The following is a 20,769-nucleotide window of genomic DNA, read 5'->3' as shown; positions in this document are numbered from 1 at the left end:
ATCATCAATTTTCAAAACCATTTAAAATAATACTCTTAGCATCTTTAACAAAGTTTCGTCCTATTGGTAACATTTTATCACTTATCTGTATACAGTTTCCATCTACTACTTTTACTTTATTTAAGGCAATTGTATAGGAACGATGAATACGGATAAATAAGTGTTTCGGTAATAATTTGGTTATTGCAGAAAGGTTGAAATGTGTAATATAATCTTCATAAATCGTCTTTATAGAAACATAATCTTTCAGGCTTTCTACGTATAAGATATCATCAAAGTATATCTTCACCATTTTCTTATTTACTTTTACAAAAATATAGCTTTCTCTTCTTTTAGTTGATTCCTCTGAAGTTAATGTAGATTTTCCTCCCTCACTCTCTAATTTATCATTAATAATTCTTGTTACTTTATGAACAGCTTTCATCAGTCTCTTAAAAGAAATTGGTTTTACCAAATAATCAACCACGTCCAGCTCAAAACTCTCAACTGCGTACTCTCTATACGCAGTAGTGACAATAATCATTGGAGGATCTTTTAAGTTCCTAATAAATTCAATACCATTAATTTTAGGCATATTAATATCCATAAATACCAAATCAATCGTATTCTGCGCTAGCAGGTTAAACGCTTCGACAGCATTATTACATGTAAATAACACTTCAAAATTATCAAAGCTTTCCAAATGCTTCTTAATAACATTAATGGCAAGCGGTTCATCGTCTATAATTAAACACTTGACTTTCATTCGAGGGGGATTTTTAAAGTTATAGCATAGTTAGATTCATCCTCATTTACTACAAATTCATAATTTTCATCAAACAACAATCCTAATCTACGTCTCATGTTTTTTAACCCTAATCCTTGGGATTTATTGTCTTTTACTTCTTCTTTATTACATTTTTTTTTGTTTTTAGTTTTAAAAATTAACCAAGAATCGTCAATTTCTAGCCCAAAATATAGCCAAACTTTTTCTAATTCGTAATAAGTACCGTGTTTAAATGCATTTTCGATAAATTGCAATAAAAGCAAGGGAGGAATCTTATAGCTCTCCATTTGATTAGACATAGCGAACTCCACCTCTACCCGTTCTCCAAATCTCAAACGTTCTAAATCGATATAATTACGTATATATTTCACTTCTTCAATTAATGGAACTTTCTTTTTATTACCCTGATAAATTACATAGCTCATAAATTCCGACAGTTTTATAACTGTATCAGGAGCTTCATCTGATTTTTCCAGAATTAGAGAATACAAATTATTCAACGTATTAAAGAAGAAATGAGGTTTTAATTGCGATTTCAACATCGACAATTCATTTTCCAAATTGTGATTCTCTATTTCCTTGGTTCGCTTAAGGTTTCTAACATAATCAATGGTCATTTTAATAGCAGTAGTAAAGCCTATTACATATATCTGCCCTATATATGCAGAAAGAACATAGTTTTTATCAAAGATAGAAACCCCCTGTCTACCTGATTCTTTCCATATATGAGTAGTAACTAATTCATAGGTCAGTACGATCCGCAATAGCGTCATAATCAATATCGCTGTCAGCAGTACAAAAACGTATTGCCAATACCTATTGGGTATCAACCTTGGTAGCAAATAATACAAGTTAAAATACACTAAAATAATGTGAACTGCAAATTCGACCAAGTTAGAATTAAACGAATACACATAATCGTCAAAATAGCTACCCCACCTTAATGTATTTAAACTGAAATAGATAAACCAAAACAGGCTATGATATAAAAATTCTTTTCTACTCTTATTTATTACCACGTATATATTTATAAATGAACTTATTGTACAATAAAAGATTACATAATTTGATGCCAAAACTTACAACTATTTAAACTTGACTTTACATTTTTTTAGCTAAAACGCAAAAAACTATATACCAACAACGTAAAAACCAGACTCCTACATTTTTTCGGCATTATTTACTAAAAAGCTACAACTTCATACCATTTAGCTAATTAGTTTCTGAAAACTAGATCTTCTTAATAATTTAGTAACATTGACGTTATATCTAATAATTAACTATTTAACACAAATTCAATTTTTTAATTTAAACAATGTAATTATGAAAAAACTATTGCACATAATTAAAAGGGGGCTTTATCTAAAGTCATCTTTTAGAATGCTACTGTTTTTACTTTACACGTCAGTATTGACTTTCCCCTTATCAGCGCAAGTAAATACTGGTGGTAATGCAAACACTTCCAATCATCAAAAACAGATCATCGGATATATTACGAATTGGGATGCTTGGAAAAACACTAAAGCCGGAGTGCCCGGAGCTGGAGCGTTAACACACTTGAATATTGACTATTCAAAATACACCATTCTCAACTATTCCTTCTTTGGAGTAGCTAGTGATGGTTCACTACACAGTGGAGACCACAGAAATAAAGCAATACATCAGGATGGGGTTTCTCAAGAACCTAATGATATCTTTTTTACTGATATATACAGTAGCTGGGATATGCATATTCTTTTTGGAGAAATCGATCCGATACAACACATAAATGAAGATGCTAAAAGACGTGCAGAAGCTCAAGGGTTCCAAGTAACTCTTGAAGGCAATAGCTGGACACATCCTACATGGGGATTAAGTGGTAAATTGCCATTACCACTGCACAAAGAAACAGGAGCTCCTGGTCTTATTGAACTAGCACACCAAAAAGGTGTAAAAGTAATGGCATCTATCGGTGGATGGAGTATGTGTAAACACTTTCCTGAAATGGCTGCTGATCCTGTAAAAAAGGCAAAATTCATTGAAGACTGTAAGAAACTAATCGCTACAGGTTTTGATGGAATAGACCTTGACTGGGAATACCCAGGTCCTTTTCCTGGAATGAATTTTACCGGTACAGAAGCAGATTACAAAAATTTCGAAAACTTAGTAAAAGATATCAGAGCTGCTATTGGTCCTGATAAATTGATTACTGCTGCTATGTCTGCAGATCCGAGAAAACTAGAAGGTTTTGACTGGACTGCTTTGGCTAATAACATGGATTATTTTAATATGATGACCTACGACTTTAACGGAGGATGGTCTACAATTGCAGGACACAATGCTCCTGTATATCCATATAGTGGCGCTGAAGTTTCTTTTTTTAACTGGCAATCTACCTTACAAAAATTAACGGAACTAGGTGTACCAAAAGCTCAAATCTGTTTTGGAGCACCATTTTACGGTAGAGGGGTTATCACAGAAGGGACAGCCGATCTAAATGTAAAAACTGTAAAAAGATCTGAAACAGTTCAACCTGACGGTCCTATTTCTACAGCTGCTGATTATACCAACTGGCCTAAAGAAGTATATGACGGAACTCCTAATTACTTTTTTATCAAACAAAAAGCACTAAACCCTAATAGTGGATGGACTAGAAAATGGGATAATGAAGCCAAAGTTCCTTATTTAGTAAATGGAAAATATTTCTTAAGCTATGACGATGAAGAATCTATCGGAATTAAAGCTCAATTTATTAATGACGAAGGTCTGGGTGGTACAATTATATGGACTGTATATGGAGATTTAGAGTTTGGAGGCAGTGTAACTTCATTCGGAACTAAACTAAAAAGATGGTCTGATGTAAAATCTCCGTTAGTAAATAAAATCAATGAAGTATTTGCTAATGGAAGTAATCCTAATGATAACACTCCTCCTACTGTTTCTATCACCTCTCCTGCCAATGGAAGTAGTTTTACTGCAGGAACAACTATTACACTTCAGGCTGATGCTTCCGATAGAGACGGAACAGTATCCAAAGTAGAATTCTATAATGGTACTACTAAATTAGGAGAAGACACAACAAGTCCTTATACGTTTGTCTGGAATGCTCCTGCTGTTGGAGATTACACCCTTACTGCAAAGGCAACTGATAATAAAAATGCCACCACTACCTCTACGGCTGTAACAGTAAAAATCGTAAAAGATAGCGGATGTTCTAACAATAGTAATTTCAAAATAGTAGGATACATGCCTAGTTGGTCTGGAAGTGTTCAGGCAATCCAGTATGACAAGGTAACTCATCTTAATTATTCTTTCTTATTACCTAATAGTGACGGAAGCCTACAAGCGATAGAAAATCCACAAAAACTACAAGAAATGGTACGATTGGCTCATGCCAAAAATGTAAAAGTGTGTATTGCTATCGGTGGATGGAATGGTGGTAATGATTCTGCATTTACAAATCTTGCCGCGAATGTTACTACAAGAACTGCATTTATCAATAATGTAATGGATTTTGTTGCTCAATACAATCTTGATGGTGTTGATATGGATTGGGAATATCCAAGAGAAGGAAACGAACCTCAGCACTTTGCATTATTAATGAGCGAACTAGGACAAAAATTACGTGCACAAGGAAAATTACTAACTGCAGCTGTAGTTTCATTAGGGTATAATGCTGATGGAATATTGACAGAAGTATTTAATGATGTTGATTTCTTAAATCTCATGGCATATGACGCTAGTGGTAATGACCACTCTCCATATAGCTATGCAGTTAGCTCACTGGATTACTGGCTGGGAAGAGGACTTCCTAAATCTAAAGCCGTTTTAGGAGTTCCTTTTTACGGAAGAAACCCGTACAAAGCGTATAATACCCTATTAGCCGAAGGTGCTAATCCGGATGCAGATGTATTTAACAACATCTACTATAACGGAAGAGTAACCATGAAAAAGAAAACGCAATTAGCGATGGAAAGAGCTTCAGGAATCATGATTTGGGAGTTATCAATGGATGCTACCGGAAACAATTCCTTATTAAATGTAATAAAGACTACCTCTGGAGACCCTTGTAATCCAGATTTGATAGCTCCAGTAGTAAATATAACTGCTCCAGCGAACAATACCTCTGTAAAAGTAGGAACCGAAGTAACCTTAGCAGCTACTGCAACTGACAGTGATGGTACTATTACCAATGTTTCTTTTATGGTTAACAACACCAGCATTAGCACAACAAATACAGGTAGCACATATACTGGAAAGTGGACTCCTGCACAAGAAGGAACTTATACATTCAAGGTATCAGCAACTGATAATGATAACCAAACATCCGAAGCTCAGGTTACTATTAAAGTAACTACAGGAAATACTGGAGACAATTGTAGCAACTACCCTATCTGGGACGAGAACAAAGTTTATAACGGAGGGGATGATGTGAGATACCAAAACAATCATTACCAGGCAAAATGGTGGACAAGAAACCAGAACCCTGCTTCGAACACAGGAGAAGGTAAACCGTGGAAAAAAATTGGTCCTTGTGATGGGACAATTGATCCTACAAACGAACCTCCTGTAGCCAACATAACATCTCCAGCAAATAATGCTACTTTCGACAAAGGAGCGACCATCGAAATTACTGCTACTGCTACTGATAGTGACGGAACTGTAACCAAAGTAGCATTCTTTAATGGAACTACTAAACTGGGTGAAGATACAACAAGCCCTTACACATTTACGATCACAAATGCTGCAGAAGGTACTTATAACCTAACAGCAACTGCTACAGACGATAAAGGAGCTACTGGTACCTCTGCTGTTGTTAGCATTCTTGTAAAATCTACAACCACCGGAGGTGACTGTGGAGGAATCCAACAATATGTCTCGGGAACACAGTACAGCCAAGGAGAAGAAGTACATAATGATGGAGGAAAATATCAGTGTAAGATTGCAGGATGGTGTTCTTCTAATGCTGCTTGGGCATATGCACCAGGAACAGGAAATCACTGGCAGGATGCATGGACCAAAACCGGAGAGTGTTCTACCGGAGGAGGAGAATTAACCGTTTCAATAACTTCTCCACTAAACGGATCTAACTATAATGCTGGTGCTGCTATTAATATCACAGCAGATGCTGCTGATACCAATGGAACTGTTACTAAAGTAGAGTTTTATAATGGAACAAATAAATTAGGAGAAGATACAACAAGTCCTTATACATATACGATTACAAGTGCGAATCTGGACAGCTATTCATTAACTGCTAAAGCAACAGATAATGAAAACAATACTGCAACTTCAGAAGCCGTTGTTATTAGAAAAGTAAGAGACGGAGGAAATACTCAGCTACCTGGTAAAATCCTGGTAGGATACTGGCATAACTTTAACAATAGTTCTACTACTCCTAGATTAAGTGAAGTATCCAGAGACTGGGATGTTGTATGTGTAGCTTTTGCAGAACCTGTTGCAGGAAGTTCAGCAAACATGGCATTCTCTCCATATGAAATCTACGGAGGAGATACACAGGCATTTATCAATGATGTTGCAACCTTACAAAACAGAGGTCAAAAAGTATTGATCTCTATTGGAGGAGCAAACGCAAGAGTAGAATTGCACAATCAAACAGAGACCTCTGAGTTTATCACTTCTATGACCAATATAATCAATACCTATGGTTTTGATGGTCTTGATATTGATCTGGAAGGAAGCTCATTGTCTCTAGATAACGGAGATACGGATTTCAGAAATCCGACCACTCCAAAAATCAAGAACCTTATTGCTGCAACAAAGCAAGTACGAAACAATGTTGGGGCTACTAACTTTATATTAAGTATGGCTCCGGAGACTGCTTATGTTCAAGGCGCATACGGAACTTATACCGGTGTATTTGGAGCCTACTTACCTGTGATTCATAGCCTGAGAAACGAAATGGATTATATCCATGTTCAACATTACAACACAGGATCTATGTATGGAAAAGACGGAGTTGTGTATCAACCTGCTACTGCAGATTTCCATGTTGCTATGGCAGAAATGCTTATAACAGGATTCCCTGTAGCACAAACCGGATTAACATTCCCTGGTCTTAGAGCAGATCAAGTAGCGATAGGTCTTCCTGCTACTACGCAAGCTGCCGGAAGTGGGTACACTCCAGAAGCAGTAGTACAACAGGCACTTAATTACCTGATTAATGGAGTTTCTTATCCTAATAGAAAGTACACAACCAGTGCAACATATCCTGACTTTAGAGGATTAATGACTTGGTCTATCAATTGGGATTTAGTTAATAATCAATCTTTCTCTAGTAGTCACAGAGCTTTCTTAGATGGTCTTGGAACCCCCGCTCCTGCGTTAACCAGTAACAAGTTAATTAGCGAAGCAAATATCTTCCCTAACCCGGTTAAAGGAAATACCTTAAACATTACTATGGATGCGACTAAAGCAAATACAGTATTCCGATTAGAAGTGTTCAACACAAGTGGAGTTCGTGTATTAGACTTTAAGAACAATACCCTTTTACAGGGAAGAAATATAAAAAGTTTTGATATCCACAACTTAGAAGAAGGATTATACTTTTATACCATTTCTGCTCCTAAGGAAAAAATTAAAGGAAAAATTATCAAGCGATAATAATTTTAATTGTTAGGAAAGAAAAAAGAGGCTGTCTGTGTAGGCAGCCTCTTTTTATATATTCAAAAAAATAAAAGCAGATCATAAGCCGGATTCTGTAACTTTATTAATAAAGCTCCTTATCATTTATCTAGATTAACAATTACTTGTTAACTCCAACCGCCTACCCTCCGACATCGGGCGCGCAACCCTTAAAAGTCGGTATACATGACGTTGCACCATATAGAGTTTACCTGATTTCACTACAGCATTACCTGTACATTCTTTCTGTTGCACTTGTCCTCGTCTTTCGACGGACGGGCGTTACCCGCTATACTGCGCTATGGTGTCCGGACTTTCCTCTCTTCTGAAGCATCAGAACAGCGATAAGGTGATCTGCATGGCGCAAAAATAGTATAATTACATAAAATCAGACGACGATCCTGCAAATCTTTATGCAAAATACCAACACTGTTAATAACTCGCTAGAAAATATAGTGTGCTAAATTTATTTTTTGCAATCAATTTTTAACTTTGTAGCGATGGAACACTTTATAGTATCAGCACGTAAATACAGACCCCAAACATTTAAGGATGTTGTGGGGCAACAGGCTATAACCAATACGCTACTAAATGCTATAGACAATAACCATTTGGCACAAGCTCTACTATTTACAGGTCCGAGAGGAGTTGGAAAAACTTCTTGTGCCCGAATTCTGGCAAAAACAATTAATCAGGATGGTAATGAAAATCCGGATGAAGATTTTGCCTTTAATATTTTCGAGCTAGATGCTGCTTCTAACAACTCTGTAGATGATATACGAAGTCTTATAGACCAGGTTCGTATTCCTCCTCAGGTTGGAAAATATAAAGTATATATCATTGATGAGGTACATATGTTATCTCAGGCTGCTTTTAATGCTTTTCTAAAAACTCTGGAGGAACCTCCTAAACATGCTATTTTTATTTTAGCTACAACAGAAAAGCATAAAATAATTCCTACCATTCTATCCCGGTGTCAAATATTTGATTTCAAAAGAATCACAGTTACTGATGCTAAGATGCATTTAATGGAAGTAGCAAAAAGAGAAGGAATCGAAGCAGATGAAGATGCTTTGCAGATAATTGCTCAAAAAGCAGATGGTGCTATGAGAGATGCATTATCTATTTTTGACAGAGTCGTCAGTTTTAGTGGAAAAAACCTCACCAGACAAGCGGTAACTGAAAACCTGAATGTTTTAGACTACGAAACTTATTTCAAAGTTACTGATCTTATCCTTTCTAATGATATTCCTAACCTACTACTAACATTCAATCATATTTTATCTCAGGGATTTGACGGGCATCATTTTATTGCCGGTTTAGCTTCTCACTTCAGAGATTTATTAGTTTGCAAAAATCCAGCTACCATTCAATTATTAGAAGTAGGAGAACAAACCAAAGCTAAATATCAGGAACAATCACAAAAAGTTCCTCACCCCTTTTTGATTCGAGGAATTGATCTTGCCAATGATTGTGATTTAAAATATAAATCGAGTAGAAATCAACGATTGCTCGTAGAATTATGCCTCATGCAATTAGCCTCTATCTTGAACCCTCAGGATGGAGAAAAAAAAAATACGTAGGAACCAGCCATATATAATTCCTCCTTCTTTTTTCAGAAATGGGGAAATAGAAAAAAGTTCATCTACAGCAAAACAGAAAGCGGATCCTGAGCACACCACCACTGCACCTTCTACAGAAAATAAAGTTTCTTCTGAGGACAGTACCGAAGTAAAAACAGTTTCTCCTCCAACACCTGAAATAAAAGTTCCATTACTAAACAGAAAAGACAGAAAATCATCCGGGCTTTCTCTTAACAGTATCCGACAAAAAAAGGAACATATCCTTAATAAGCAAGAAGAGGTAATTGACCCGAGTAACCTTCCATATGAAGATTTCACAGAAGAAGAAATGATTAAATGCTGGAAACATTATGGTCAATTACAAGATAAAAAAGGAGAACGAATCGTCGGGTCTATGTTCGCTATGAATACGCCAACTTTACAAGGGAAAGAAATACACCTTACACTTCCGAACTATTCTATGAAGGAAGATCTCGAAGCTGCTCAATCTGGATTATTGCAGTATCTTTACAAAAAACTAAGAAATTACAGTATCGAATTAATTATAACAGTAAATGAAGCTGAGGCAAAAAGATATGCTTTTACACCTCAGGACAAATACGAAAAACTACGAGAAAAGAATCCATTGATTGATAAATTGAGATCCATATTTGATCTTGATATTTAATCTTTTCTCACGCACACTTTCCGATCTGTATCCATATAAAAAAGAAAAGAATGTTAGGTTTAAAACTTCCAACAGACCCCAGATGGGTTAACATTGTAGAAAAAAACATTGAGGAAATTCTTACTGATCATGCTTTTTGTGAACAAAAAGCCACTTCTACAGCAATATCACTAATTGTCAGTTTCCCAGAATACACAGAACTTGTCCAGGAAATGGTAAAACTGGTAAAAGAAGAAATTAGTCATTTTCAGATGGTGCATGACAGAATCCTAGAAAGAGGACTTGTTCTAGGCAGAGACCGAAAAGACGATTATGTTATTCAATTGCTGAAATTTTTCCCCAAAGGAGGTAGCCGGACTACCCAGCTTGTTCACAGACTTCTTTATGCAGCTCTTATAGAAGCTAGAAGCTGTGAGCGTTTCAGGTTATTATCAAAAAAACTAGAAGATAAAGAGCTCCGTGAATTCTATAAGAAGCTAATGGTTAGTGAAGCAAACCACTATACTATGTTTTTGAATTTTGCTCGAAAATATGGTGATCGTACTGAAGTAGATAAAAAATGGCAGGATCTTCTTACGTATGAAGCAGAAATCATGAAGAACCTAGGAACTAAAGAAACGGTCCACGGTTAACCTACATGAAGTAGTGTTTGTTGATACTCTATTGAAATAAAAAAAGGCTACCGATTGGTAGCCTTTTCCATTCTTTAAGAAAAGAATAAATTAACACGCATAAGAATACGTTACAGAGGAATAAAAGCAGATACTTTATAGAATTCATCCCAATCACCTATATCAGTATCCAGGTTTGCCCCTGCCGAAAGTCTAAATGCGATGCCTTTATCAAATTTAAGCTTTACAGATCCTCCAAAGAATCTATAAATCTGTAAATCATCTGCATTATTTTCCTGATTTGTTATCCCTAAGGATTCATAAAAAGCGCCCAATACTAAACGATCACTAACGTTGATCCCAGGGGCTAACCAGTGAAGAAAATAATCTTTTGTGTTGATCGATGACTTATCTCTTAATGATTTATAATATGCAACATACCCTTCAAAGTCCAGTAGTCCTTTGTTATATGCCATATATACATTAGGGATAATCCCCTCTCCAACTTGTGTTGCCTTATTATCTGAAAAGAATTTACCATGTCCAAATCCAATACTAGGATTCAAAAACATATGGTTATCCAATAACTTAAAACCTAATCCGATACCAGTTTCTAGTAATAAATCACTTCCTGCATCCGGATTACCAAAAGACGTGTTTGTCCAAAAAACACTATAAATAGTAATATCAAAATTCTTATTGGTTTCAAAACTTCCAAAAAAGATAGGAGAAAAACCTGCAACACTATTCTGGATAATTTTTGTAGCGAACGTTGCTTTTTTCTTTTCTTTCTTTTCCTGAGCGTATGAACAAAAAGTAAATAGTGTTAATGTGATGATTAAAATCTTTTTCATGATTAGTTTTTATTTATAATTAAATTTTAATGGTTTAAAAAAATGTTTGTGATTTATACTTAATAAGAAGTATTGCTTACCGGGCTTTTACCAAAACTTGGTGTTCTTTTCTCTATAAAAGCTTGCATTCCTTCTTTTTGATCTTCTGTAGCAAATAATGCATGAAAGACTCTCCTTTCATACAGGATTCCTTCTCTAAGCCCCATTTCCAGTGCTCTGTCAACAGCTTCTTTGGCAATCATAACAGAGGTTTTACTATATGAAGCAATATTATCTGCGATCGATTTTACTTCTTCTAGCAAGGTTTCCTTGGGAAAAATCTTAGCAACCAGACCTGCACTTTCTGCTTCTTCTGCTCCCATCATTCTTCCTGTTAAGATCATATCCATTGCTTTTGCTTTGCCAATAGATTTTGTAAGACGCTGCGTTCCTCCAATACCAGGAATTACTCCCAGCTTAATTTCCGGTTGTCCAAATTTGGCAGAATCTGATGCATATATAATATCACACATCATGGCTAACTCACATCCTCCACCTAAGGCATATCCGGAAACAGCTGCAATTTTTGGAGTTCGGATTGCAGTAAACTGCTCCCATCCGGCGAAATAATCTTCATGAAACATATCCAGGTATGTTTTTGTATTCATTTCTTTTATATCTGCTCCTGCCGCAAATGCTTTTTCTGATCCTGTAACAACAAAACAACCTACTTCTGGATCTTTGTCATATTGTTGCATTACTGCAACTAATTCATTCATCAAAGGAGTATTCAAAGCATTCAATGCTTGGGGTCTGTCCAGTGTAATAATGACCACCCTCCTTTCTTTTTCTACTTTTATATTCATTTTTTATTTTTTTATGCATAACAATCCCAGGGTACGTTAGATAGATACCTGTCGCAATTACTTATGCTATTATTTATTCTTTTATTTGGATTTTTTCGAGCTGCTTCTCGATAGGAAAATCGACGATTTGTTTAGTAAAAGAAATCTCTTGATTTATGAATCCCAAATAGCTCCATAAGCAGGGATTCCTCTACTCTCCATTCCGTAAACTACTTGCCAGGTCAGTTTCTTATTCGATATACATATAACTGCTTCTGCTCCAAAGTCTTTATATGCTTTATACGCTAATTTGACCATATCTGGTTTTCCTTCAGTATCTGTATTCCAGATAATAGCATCCGGCTGTACTTCCAGAATTTCATCAACTAATTCATTTCCATAGGTCTTTCTTGGGTTTCTGGTAGCCCATACCAATCGAGATGGAACTTCTTGAGAAAGCATATGTGGTAAACAAGGTCCTATTCCACTCCCTGTTGCAACCCATACTACTTTTTTGAATAATTGATCTATATTTCCAACTCCTGCGGTGGTAATTCCTTTTACCCATACATGTTCTGGTAAATCATCAATTAGATCTCCTGTCCAGTCACCTGCTCTGGAAATAGTTAATCTAAAACCATCTCTCCCTGGTTCCGGTACATTCGCAAAAGCGTGCCATTCCATTAATGGACTTCTACTAATTGTAGTTGATGAACCTGCAAAAGGAGTTGTTCCATAATTAAATCGTGCCAATACGACATGATTAGAAGGTCTCGTCATATCTACTTTTACCTTTTTTAATCGCAACCAAGGCAACGCAATACTTACTGTAATTACGACTAATAACCAAAAGCTATACGAATCTACAACAGCCTGAAATATTGTTTGTTCTTCTGCATTGACTCCGAGAAAAACCAGTGTTTGTACCCAGAATAAAAATAAGGCAGACCATCCTCCAAAGCGATGTACTTGTTCAAAACTATTATGGAATTTAGCACGTAATTTTGGTAATGCCATGATGATAATGAATACAAGTAAGGCAGATAATGTAGTTGTCACCCATAATAACGGAATACTCTTAGCTACCTGACTGGCTCCATTAAAAAACTCATAATACAGAGAACCTACAAATAGGATAAACCATAATGTACCACTAACTGTTCCTCCGATATGCAATCCTCCAAAGTGATATACTTTTCCGGCTCTTCTACGAATGGAAAGCGGCCAGGAAGTAGGAATACTGGTAGCAACCCAGAACAAAAAGTTGATAATGTATTGCTGCCGCATGAGAATTCCTATCGTAAAATTGGTAATTGCCATTTTGGACAGTAGATCCAATCGAAGGGCTTCAGGGTTCCACCAATCTCCGGAGGTAGCTCCATAAATTATGATCCCGATATTCACCAAAAATGCCAAAACCATCAACCTGTAATAATGCATTAAAGTTTCTCCCTTCCATGCTCTTTTCCAGGCATTTTGTTGCGGAGGCAATTCTACTAAAGAAAGATCGGGGATACTTTCTTCTTTGTATTTTTTCTCAGTATGTACGTTATTCTTTACTTCGGTAATCACCTCTGGTTTTTTAGTTGAATTTATTACTGTATTTTCTTTATTATTTTCTATTTGTTTCAACAATAGACGCTTGTCTATTTTTCCTCTTCCGGTTTTTGGGAGTTCATCCATAGGAATAACAATTTCCGGGACACAATAGTAAGGCAGGGCTCCTGCGACTTCTTTCTTTACTGCCTCTATATCCATTTCTTTCGGACTGACAAAAGAAGCTAGTGTACGGTTATCAACCTTCAGGGTTACCGCCCGCTTACATTCAGGCATTTTTTCTATTATTGAGGATACTGAATCTAATTCTACTCTAAATCCACATATTTTTACCTGATCGTCTGTTCTCCCAAAATGCTCTAACTCTCCATCAGAAGTCCATTTTCCAAGATCTCGTGTTCTAAACATTTTTCGTCCATTTCCTAAAAAAGGATCATCTGCATATCTTGTCTTATTCAATTCCTCATTATTAATATATCCTGCAGATACACAATCTCCTCCTGCCCACATTTCTCCAATTTCGCCAATAGCGCATGGTTTCATGTTTTCATCCAGGATATACACTGTATTATTAGGAGTTGGTTTCCCTATAGATAAGACATCATCTGTAGGAAAAAAGCGTTGTGCAGTATTAATAATAGTCACTTCAGTAGGTCCGCATGAATTATAAAAAGCACAAAATGCACTCCATTTTTCGGCAAGAACTCTTGGACACGGTTCTCCTGCTACTGCGGCTACGCGAACATTTTTGCAAAGCGATACATCTAAAGAACTCAATATTGTTGGGGTAGAAATTACAATATCTACTTTACTCACCGTTTCCTGGATGTTTTTTCCTCTGATTACCAGAGTAGCTCCATTTCCTAAACACCCTAGAATCTCCCATACAGACATATCAAAGGCGATACTTAAAATTTGCCCTACTTTAAGCCCTGGTCTCATGCCTAAATTTCCCGGATCTGTTAAAAGTATATTACATGCATTTTTATGTGTCACCTGTACTCCATTAGGCATACCTGTCGTTCCTGAAGTAAAAATGATGTAACAAACATGATCTCCGGAAACTTCTATATCAGGGTTTTGATACGATTTCTTTTTTGTCTTTGCAGATTTCAAAAACGTATCTATTACAATTTGCACCCCGTTTTCTTGTTTGGGAACCAAATGCTGAAACTCTGATATTGTTAGTATACATTGGATGGAAGCTGAGTCCATTACATATCGTAATTGTTCTTCCGGGGCGACTCCTATATGCTGGGGAGCATAGGCTGCTCCAACTTTAAGAGTTGCCAAAATCCCTACAAGCATAGGAATAGAACGCTGAACAAAAACCCCTACGTTATCTCCTGGTTTTACTCCTTTGTCAATTAATTCCGCCGCAAGCATATTCGCCTGATTGTTCAAATCTTCATAGGTGATTTCCTGATCCTTATGTACCGCAGCAATTGCTGTAGGGTTTGCTAGCACCTGAGCTTCAAATGCATGGTGCATACACCTATAAGGAACTTGTGTAATCGGTCCTTGTCCAAATCTTTGAAAAAGATGTTGATCTAATAAACTTAAATGAGAAATTGTTGAACGCGAAAAAGTATTACCGGGAATTTTGGATAAAATCCCCTGGTTTTCGTGTACTCCTGCTCCAGAAGTAACACGAGATGTAATCGTTTCCATATCGTATAGATTGAAAAACTGATTACATTAAACTGAATACGATGTTTACAATTGTTTTTTCTAAAAGAGAATTTGGTTTTTTCTCTTTGTCATAAGCCGTTCTTAAGTTTGAGTTTGTGTGGTTCATAATGTCGTGATAGTTTTTTTAGTATTGTTTTAAACTTATTTACATAAGCCAAACTTAGATTGACATTACTTTTTTTAATATAAAATTTCTAACAATACAAGAATTTTATATTTCATATGCAGACTACAAAAATAAAGTTAAAAAGTATTAAGATTATGGTAAAACCTTATTTAAACTCATAAAAAATTATGGAAAATTAAATTTTTACACTCTAAAAAAATAATATTAACAATAAAAAAAAGTTATAATTCTATAATTGTAATACATAGGGTTCAAAAAATTATGGAATTATTTAACGTGCTTATAACTAAAGGAAGCTATAAGTCCAGCACTTATAGTGAGAATGAAATCATTAATAATAAGGAAAGAGCTTCGAACAAACTATACCTTATAAAAGAAGGAGCTGTAAAAATAAGTTTACTTACAGAAAAGGGAGAAGAAATCATCCCTGTCCTTCTTAACAAGAGTCAGATATTTGGAGTTAATGCTTTGTTTGGAGATCGATATTCTTCATTTACTTCGGAATCAATTAATAATAATACGACCATCTACATGTTTGATATTAATACGATCTATGAGATGGTTACTGAAGACAGTAATCTTCAGAATGATTTATTACATATATTAAAGGAAGAGTACAATGAAATTGAAAATAGGATACGAGTATTAATTATACGATCTGCTTATCAAAGATTGGTTCAGGTATTAATAGAATTAAAAGACAAATTCGGCTATCAGTGTCCTTATACGAATAATGTAATCATTAATTCTCCTTTCAATCAGGATGACCTTGCTAACTATATGAGGATTTCAAGGGTTACCGCAAACAACATTATCAATAAATTAAAAGAAAAATCACTGTTGCAATATCGCAAAAAGCAAATTATCCTTACTAAGCGCTTTTTGACGAATCACAAGCCTTGTTTTAGAGCATAAAAAAAGCACTATTTCGTAGTGAAATAGTGCTTCTTATATCTTATTATACCTCTCAATTACATTCTATATCCTAATGCAATTTGGAACACTTGATTATTTCCTTCGAAGGTAAGTCCTCCTTTGTCATCAAATACATCAGATAATCCATGAATATATCGCAGGTCTACAAAAATATTTTCTGTTACATTCACCCCAATACCACCAACGGCAGAGAAATCAAAGGTCTTATAGTTATCATTGTTTTCCCATTCCCATATTTTTATCCCTGCTAATGGTCCTGCCTGAATATTCAAAAACTCAGTAATATTATATTTCAATAGCAATGGCATATTGATATAATTAAGTTGTAAACGTTCATCTTTGTTACCCTGAGATGAGTATTGTAATTCTGGCTGAAAGCTCAATTTACCTTTTAAAGGGAAATCTGCTAAAAAACCGACTACAACCCCTACTCTGCCATCTTCCAGGTTTTCAGGAAGCTCACTGGAGTTTATTGAACTAACATTAACCCCCATTCGTATTCCATAACTTGACTCTTGTGCATACGTCGTTATTAATCCAAAGATTAAAAACAAAAACATACTACATATTCGTTTATTCATAATTGTATTTTTACTGGTTAGTTTAGATTCTACTAAGAAACGATGATTTAAGTTAAGAAAATAATTTAAACTATGAAAAAAAGTAATCGAAATCGACCAACGGTAACTTTTTAGTTTTTAATGCTTTTCATCTTCTCAAAATGAAGTGTACGAATAATCCCATCTGACAATCCTATTTTTGGAACATACACCTGAGCTGCTCCACTCCATTTCATTGCTGATAAATAAATTTGAGCTGCCGGTACAATTACATCGGCTCTATCCTGATTAAGATTCAGGGTTCTTATCCGTTCTTCATAGGTCATTGATTTCAATAATTTATAATATGAACTGAGGTATAAAAACGATAGTGGTTTCCCATTACTCTTTCCACTATTCTTAAAAATATTATTGATATTTCCCCCTGATCCTATTAATGATATCTCATCAAACGGTGCTGTATATTGTGTTATCCAGGTGGCTACTTCCTTCCATACCTCTTCACTTACCAAATTGTTTAACAGACGAATCGTTCCTAACTTGAATGATTTGGAAGCCACTGTTTTTCCTTCAAAATACACTGTAAACTCGGTACTTCCTCCTCCTACATCTACATATAGGTATGCTCCTTCTGAACTTATTAAATCTTTTAGTTCAGTCATCGCTATGATAGCCGCTTCTTCTTTGCCATCAATAATGTCAATATGAATTCCTGTCTTTTCTTTGATCGCTGCTACGACTTCTTTTCCATTAACTGCTTCTCTCATCGCCGAAGTTGCACAAGCTTTATAGGCTGCTACTTTATGTGTTTTCATCAATAATTGATACGCCATCATTGTATCAATCATTCTGTCTATATTTTCATCAGATACTTTTTTGGTAGAAAACACATCTGCTCCCAAACGAATAGGGACTCTTACTAAACTTATTTTTTTAAATTTAGGCTCTTTTCCTTCCTCCTCCTTGACACTATTAATCAATAATCTCACGGCATTAGAACCTATATCGATGGCTCCATATTTTTCTATAGTCAACAAAATACTTATTTTCCTAATTTTTCTAAATAATAATCATATGTCGCAATCTGCGATCTTACTTTTACTTTATCGTTTCTAATATATGCATTATCCTGCTGTTCATAAAGTTTTCTCGCTTTTACATTATCATCCCAGCATATTGAAAAAGAATCCATAAGTTCTTTTTTGATATCTTCATCATAGATAGGACATGCTATTTCTACCCTACGATCTAAATTCCGGGTCATCCAGTCTGCAGAAGATATATATACTTTGGTTTCCTCATCATTATCAAAAACATACAACCTAGAATGTTCCAGAAATTTATCTACTACACTAATTGCCCGTATATTCTCGCTCATACCTTCTACTCCTGGAACCAAACAACATATTCCCCGAACAATAATATCAATTTTTACACCTGCATTACTTGCTTCGTATAGCTTATCAATCATATCATAATCACTCAAGCTATTTAATTTGAGCTTTATCCCTGCTTTTTTTCCTTCTCTGGCGTGTCTGATTTCTTTATTGATCAGCTTATATAAGGAAGATCTCGTGTAATGGGGAGAAACTAAAATGTGTTTATATCTATTTACTTTGTAATTAATTTCAAAAAACTTGAAAACTTTATTGACATCCTTCAGGATACCTTCATGTGCTGTAAATAACGTATAATCAGTATAGAGTTTAGCAGTAGATTCATTAAAGTTTCCTGTACTTATAAATCCATATCGTTTTAATTTTCCTTTCTCTTCTCTTTCTATAATACATACTTTGCAATGTACTTTTAATCCTTTTATACCAAATATAATATCTACTCCTGCCCGTTGCATTTGCTCTGCGTATCTGATATTAGCTTCTTCATCAAACCGAGCCTGTAATTCTATTTGAACAATGACATTTTTCCCATTTTTTGCAGCATTAATCAAAGCACTGGCTATATGTGATATATTAGCTAATCGATAAATGGTAATCTTAATTGTTTTAACCTTGGGGTCAATTGCTGACTCCCGTAAGAATTTAATCGTGTAAAAAAAGGTGTGATATGGTGTATATTGTAAATAGTCTTTTTTTGCAATTTTATCCAGTAAACTTCCTTGCAAACTTAGTCCGGGGATTTCTATCGGAGGTAATTTTTTATAGAGTAATTCTTGCTTATTCAAATCCGGAAAACTCATATAATCACGCCGGTTGTGATATCTTCCTCCCGGAATGATACTATCTGTACTCCCAATCCCCATTTTATTCATTAGAAATTGCAACGTGTCTTTATCTATATTTTTATCATAGACAAAACGAACCGGTTCCCCATCTAACCGGGATTTAACACTACTGGATATTTTCTGAATAAAACTTTTTCTAAGATCATTATCAAAATCCAATTGAGCATCTCTGGTTATTTTGATCATATGAGAAGTAGCTTTGCTATAATCGAAGATACTAAAGTTTATATGCAGACAATATCGGATCAAATCATCGAGCATGATAATATACTGTTTCCCATCTTTTTCAGGAAAAACCACAAAGCGATCTATATTCTTAGGGATTTCTATAAGTGCATATATTTTCTCCTGTGTTTTTTGGTTAAGGATTTTAGAAATCTTCCCTTCTTTAGGTATTTTTTCTTTAAGAACAAGTTTTACTGCCAAATAAGCCACACTATCTTTGAGATGAGGAAATTCATCCAGATCATTCAAAATATATGTTACTAATGCGGGGCTTACCGTATTGACAAAATAATGACGGATATATCCATCTTGTCCCGCAGCTACTTCATTTTCATTAATGATATAAATATTATGCGCCTTAAGCTTTTCTTTAATTATTTCAATAGTACGAAGGCTTTCTGCCTGTTGTTTTATTACTCGTTTTGTTATTTGATCTAACAGTTCTTTTGCTGTTATTCCTTTTAATACATTTTTACCATCTTTTCCTGCCTGGTCAATTCTTTTTATTGTAGCGTATCGAACTTTAAAAAACTCATCAAGATTATTAGAAAAGATACCTATAAACCGTAATCGTTCAATCAAAGGGACACTCTCATCTGCTGCTTCCTGAAGTACTCTGGCGTTAAATTGCAACCAACTTAATTCTCTATTTATGTATTGATTCTCGATATTTTCTTGCATTATTTGCGTATTTGAGGTATTATCTTAAGTGTTTTGGAAAAACAGAAAGTAAGGTGTTTCCTACATCAATTTTTCCCCATTGGTCGACATCAAACTCTATTCCCACAACCCCTGCTGTTGGCAGGTTATCAATCATTTGACTTCCAAGAAGGTTAACAAGCGAGGTTAATGCATGATTATGTCCAAAGATAATTAATGAAGTTACCTCATTATCACATTCCTTAATTACTTTCATCACTTGTGCTCCATTAAAATCATATAACTCCGGAACAAAATGCACTTGTTCATCTTTAATTTTTAGGTAAGGAGTTATAATTTCTGCAGTTTGTTTTGCTCTCGTCGCTGTGCTACAAAGTACTCTATCTACCATTTTTACTGTAGTTTCCAGCTTTTCTCCAATACGTTTAGCATCTTTAAGCCCTCTACTGTTTAATGGTCTTTTGTGATCCTCCAAGTCAAATTCCCAAGAAGATTTTGCATGTCTTATCAAATATAAGGTTTTCATCACTCCACATATTTAAAATTACTTCTTTTACTCTTATTAACTACAAGTTTAATAATTAGGAATTACAATTCTTAGTTTTAATTGACAAAAAATTATTTTTTGCTATTTCTTTTCTCTTATAAAAGATTATAACTGTTTTAACAAAAAACTGATAAAGAAATCAAAAATAAATCATAAAAAACTGATTGTAAGACACCTAAACACCTAAATCCTTTCATCGATTAAAAACAATAGTACATCGAAAAACTTACTTTTTCTTATAAATATCGCTCTTTTAGGTCTAAATTTGAATATGGTTTTCCCTTATAACAAAGG

The 20,769-nt window shown here is 35.0% G+C and carries 12 protein-coding genes, 1 other RNA gene and 1 pseudogene; 4 read left to right on the top strand and 10 right to left on the bottom strand.

The annotated features are described in order from the left end of the window. Positions 1-4 precede the first annotated feature (4 nt). The gene (locus HN014_RS17015) at positions 5-745 is read right to left on the bottom strand and encodes a LytTR family DNA-binding domain-containing protein (protein ID WP_176030047.1); all 741 of its coding nucleotides are present in this window, start codon (positions 743-745) and stop codon (positions 5-7) included. Then, positions 742-1,539 (bottom strand): sensor histidine kinase, encoded by a 798-nt coding sequence (locus tag HN014_RS17010; protein ID WP_176030046.1) that lies wholly within the window; start codon positions 1,537-1,539, stop codon positions 742-744. The genes HN014_RS17015 and HN014_RS17010 overlap by 4 nt, the downstream gene beginning before the upstream one ends. A 550-nt stretch (positions 1,540-2,089) precedes the next feature. Here HN014_RS17010 and HN014_RS22750 point away from each other — a divergent pair. After that, positions 2,090-7,369: a glycosyl hydrolase family 18 protein gene (locus tag HN014_RS22750; protein ID WP_176030045.1), complete on the top strand. Its 5,280-nt coding sequence runs from the start codon at positions 2,090-2,092 to the stop codon at positions 7,367-7,369. A 69-nt stretch (positions 7,370-7,438) separates the two neighbouring features. On the opposite strand, the gene rnpB is transcribed toward HN014_RS22750, so the two are convergent. Next, positions 7,439-7,751, bottom strand: an RNA gene (gene rnpB, locus HN014_RS17000) — RNase P RNA component class A. A gap of 139 nt (positions 7,752-7,890) precedes the next feature. Between rnpB and HN014_RS16995 the strand changes: the two are divergent. Then, positions 7,891-9,640: pseudogene (locus HN014_RS16995) on the top strand (DNA polymerase III subunit gamma/tau). Between the two features lie 50 nt (positions 9,641-9,690). After that, positions 9,691-10,272 (top strand): tRNA-(ms[2]io[6]A)-hydroxylase, encoded by a 582-nt coding sequence (locus tag HN014_RS16990; RefSeq protein WP_176030044.1) that lies wholly within the window; start codon positions 9,691-9,693, stop codon positions 10,270-10,272. A gap of 110 nt (positions 10,273-10,382) precedes the next feature. On the opposite strand, the gene HN014_RS16985 is transcribed toward HN014_RS16990, so the two are convergent. The 3 genes from HN014_RS16985 to HN014_RS22565 all read right to left on the bottom strand — a co-directional run bounded on the left by HN014_RS16985 (position 10,383) and on the right by HN014_RS22565 (position 15,157). Next, positions 10,383-11,105 carry a DUF6733 family protein gene (locus HN014_RS16985; protein WP_176030043.1) on the bottom strand — a complete coding sequence of 241 codons (723 nt, stop codon included), beginning with the start codon at positions 11,103-11,105 and terminating at the stop codon, positions 10,383-10,385. A gap of 59 nt (positions 11,106-11,164) precedes the next feature. Further along, a complete protein-coding gene (locus HN014_RS16980) occupies positions 11,165-11,950 on the bottom strand; it encodes an enoyl-CoA hydratase (RefSeq protein WP_176030042.1) in 786 nt (261 codons plus the stop codon). Positions 11,951-12,103: 153 nt separating this feature from the next. After that, complete coding sequence (locus HN014_RS22565) at positions 12,104-15,157, bottom strand: amino acid adenylation domain-containing protein (protein WP_217704341.1); 3,054 nt, start codon at positions 15,155-15,157, stop codon at positions 12,104-12,106. A 409-nt stretch (positions 15,158-15,566) separates the two neighbouring features. Here HN014_RS22565 and HN014_RS16965 point away from each other — a divergent pair, with 409 nt between their 5' ends. Further along, positions 15,567-16,220, top strand: a complete 654-nt coding sequence (locus tag HN014_RS16965; protein ID WP_176030041.1) for a Crp/Fnr family transcriptional regulator — start codon at positions 15,567-15,569, stop codon at positions 16,218-16,220. A 56-nt stretch (positions 16,221-16,276) separates the two neighbouring features. Here the strand turns inward: HN014_RS16965 and HN014_RS16960 are convergent, their stop codons facing one another. From HN014_RS16960 to HN014_RS16945, 4 genes are all read right to left on the bottom strand, one after another. Continuing rightward, the gene (locus HN014_RS16960) at positions 16,277-16,822 is read right to left on the bottom strand and encodes a porin family protein (protein WP_176030040.1); all 546 of its coding nucleotides are present in this window, start codon (positions 16,820-16,822) and stop codon (positions 16,277-16,279) included. A 110-nt stretch (positions 16,823-16,932) separates the two neighbouring features. Further along, on the bottom strand, positions 16,933-17,838 hold the full coding sequence (locus HN014_RS16955) for an exopolyphosphatase (RefSeq protein WP_176030039.1): 906 nt from the start codon (positions 17,836-17,838) through the stop codon (positions 16,933-16,935). A gap of 5 nt (positions 17,839-17,843) precedes the next feature. Further along, positions 17,844-19,949 (bottom strand): polyphosphate kinase 1, encoded by a 2,106-nt coding sequence (gene ppk1, locus HN014_RS16950; RefSeq protein ID WP_176030038.1) that lies wholly within the window; start codon positions 19,947-19,949, stop codon positions 17,844-17,846. Positions 19,950-19,968: 19 nt separating this feature from the next. Next, on the bottom strand, positions 19,969-20,454 hold the full coding sequence (locus tag HN014_RS16945; protein ID WP_176030037.1) for a histidine phosphatase family protein: 486 nt from the start codon (positions 20,452-20,454) through the stop codon (positions 19,969-19,971). Positions 20,455-20,769 lie beyond the last annotated feature (315 nt).

It is taken from the genome of Aquimarina sp. TRL1 (assembly GCF_013365535.1).
Lineage (GTDB): Bacteria > Bacteroidota > Bacteroidia > Flavobacteriales > Flavobacteriaceae > Aquimarina > Aquimarina hainanensis.
This window is presented reverse-complemented; position numbering and strand designations above follow the sequence as displayed.

Excerpts from the sequence above, each read along its gene's own strand:
- HN014_RS16980 (WP_176030042.1), bottom strand. The coding sequence starts at position 11,950 with ATGAATATAAAAGTAGAAAAAGAAAGGAGGGTGGTCATTATTACACTG.
- HN014_RS22565 (WP_217704341.1), bottom strand. The coding sequence starts at position 15,157 with ATGGAAACGATTACATCTCGTGTTACTTCTGGAGCAGGAGTACACGAA.
- HN014_RS16990 (WP_176030044.1), top strand. The coding sequence starts at position 9,691 with ATGTTAGGTTTAAAACTTCCAACAGACCCCAGATGGGTTAACATTGTA.
- HN014_RS16965 (WP_176030041.1), top strand. The coding sequence starts at position 15,567 with ATGGAATTATTTAACGTGCTTATAACTAAAGGAAGCTATAAGTCCAGC.
- ppk1 (WP_176030038.1), bottom strand. The coding sequence starts at position 19,949 with ATGCAAGAAAATATCGAGAATCAATACATAAATAGAGAATTAAGTTGG.
- HN014_RS17010 (WP_176030046.1), bottom strand. The coding sequence starts at position 1,539 with ATGACGCTATTGCGGATCGTACTGACCTATGAATTAGTTACTACTCAT.
- HN014_RS16985 (WP_176030043.1), bottom strand. The coding sequence starts at position 11,105 with ATGAAAAAGATTTTAATCATCACATTAACACTATTTACTTTTTGTTCA.
- HN014_RS16960 (WP_176030040.1), bottom strand. The coding sequence starts at position 16,822 with ATGAATAAACGAATATGTAGTATGTTTTTGTTTTTAATCTTTGGATTA.
- HN014_RS16945 (WP_176030037.1), bottom strand. The coding sequence starts at position 20,454 with ATGAAAACCTTATATTTGATAAGACATGCAAAATCTTCTTGGGAATTT.
- HN014_RS22750 (WP_176030045.1), top strand. The coding sequence starts at position 2,090 with ATGAAAAAACTATTGCACATAATTAAAAGGGGGCTTTATCTAAAGTCA.
- HN014_RS17015 (WP_176030047.1), bottom strand. The coding sequence starts at position 745 with ATGAAAGTCAAGTGTTTAATTATAGACGATGAACCGCTTGCCATTAAT.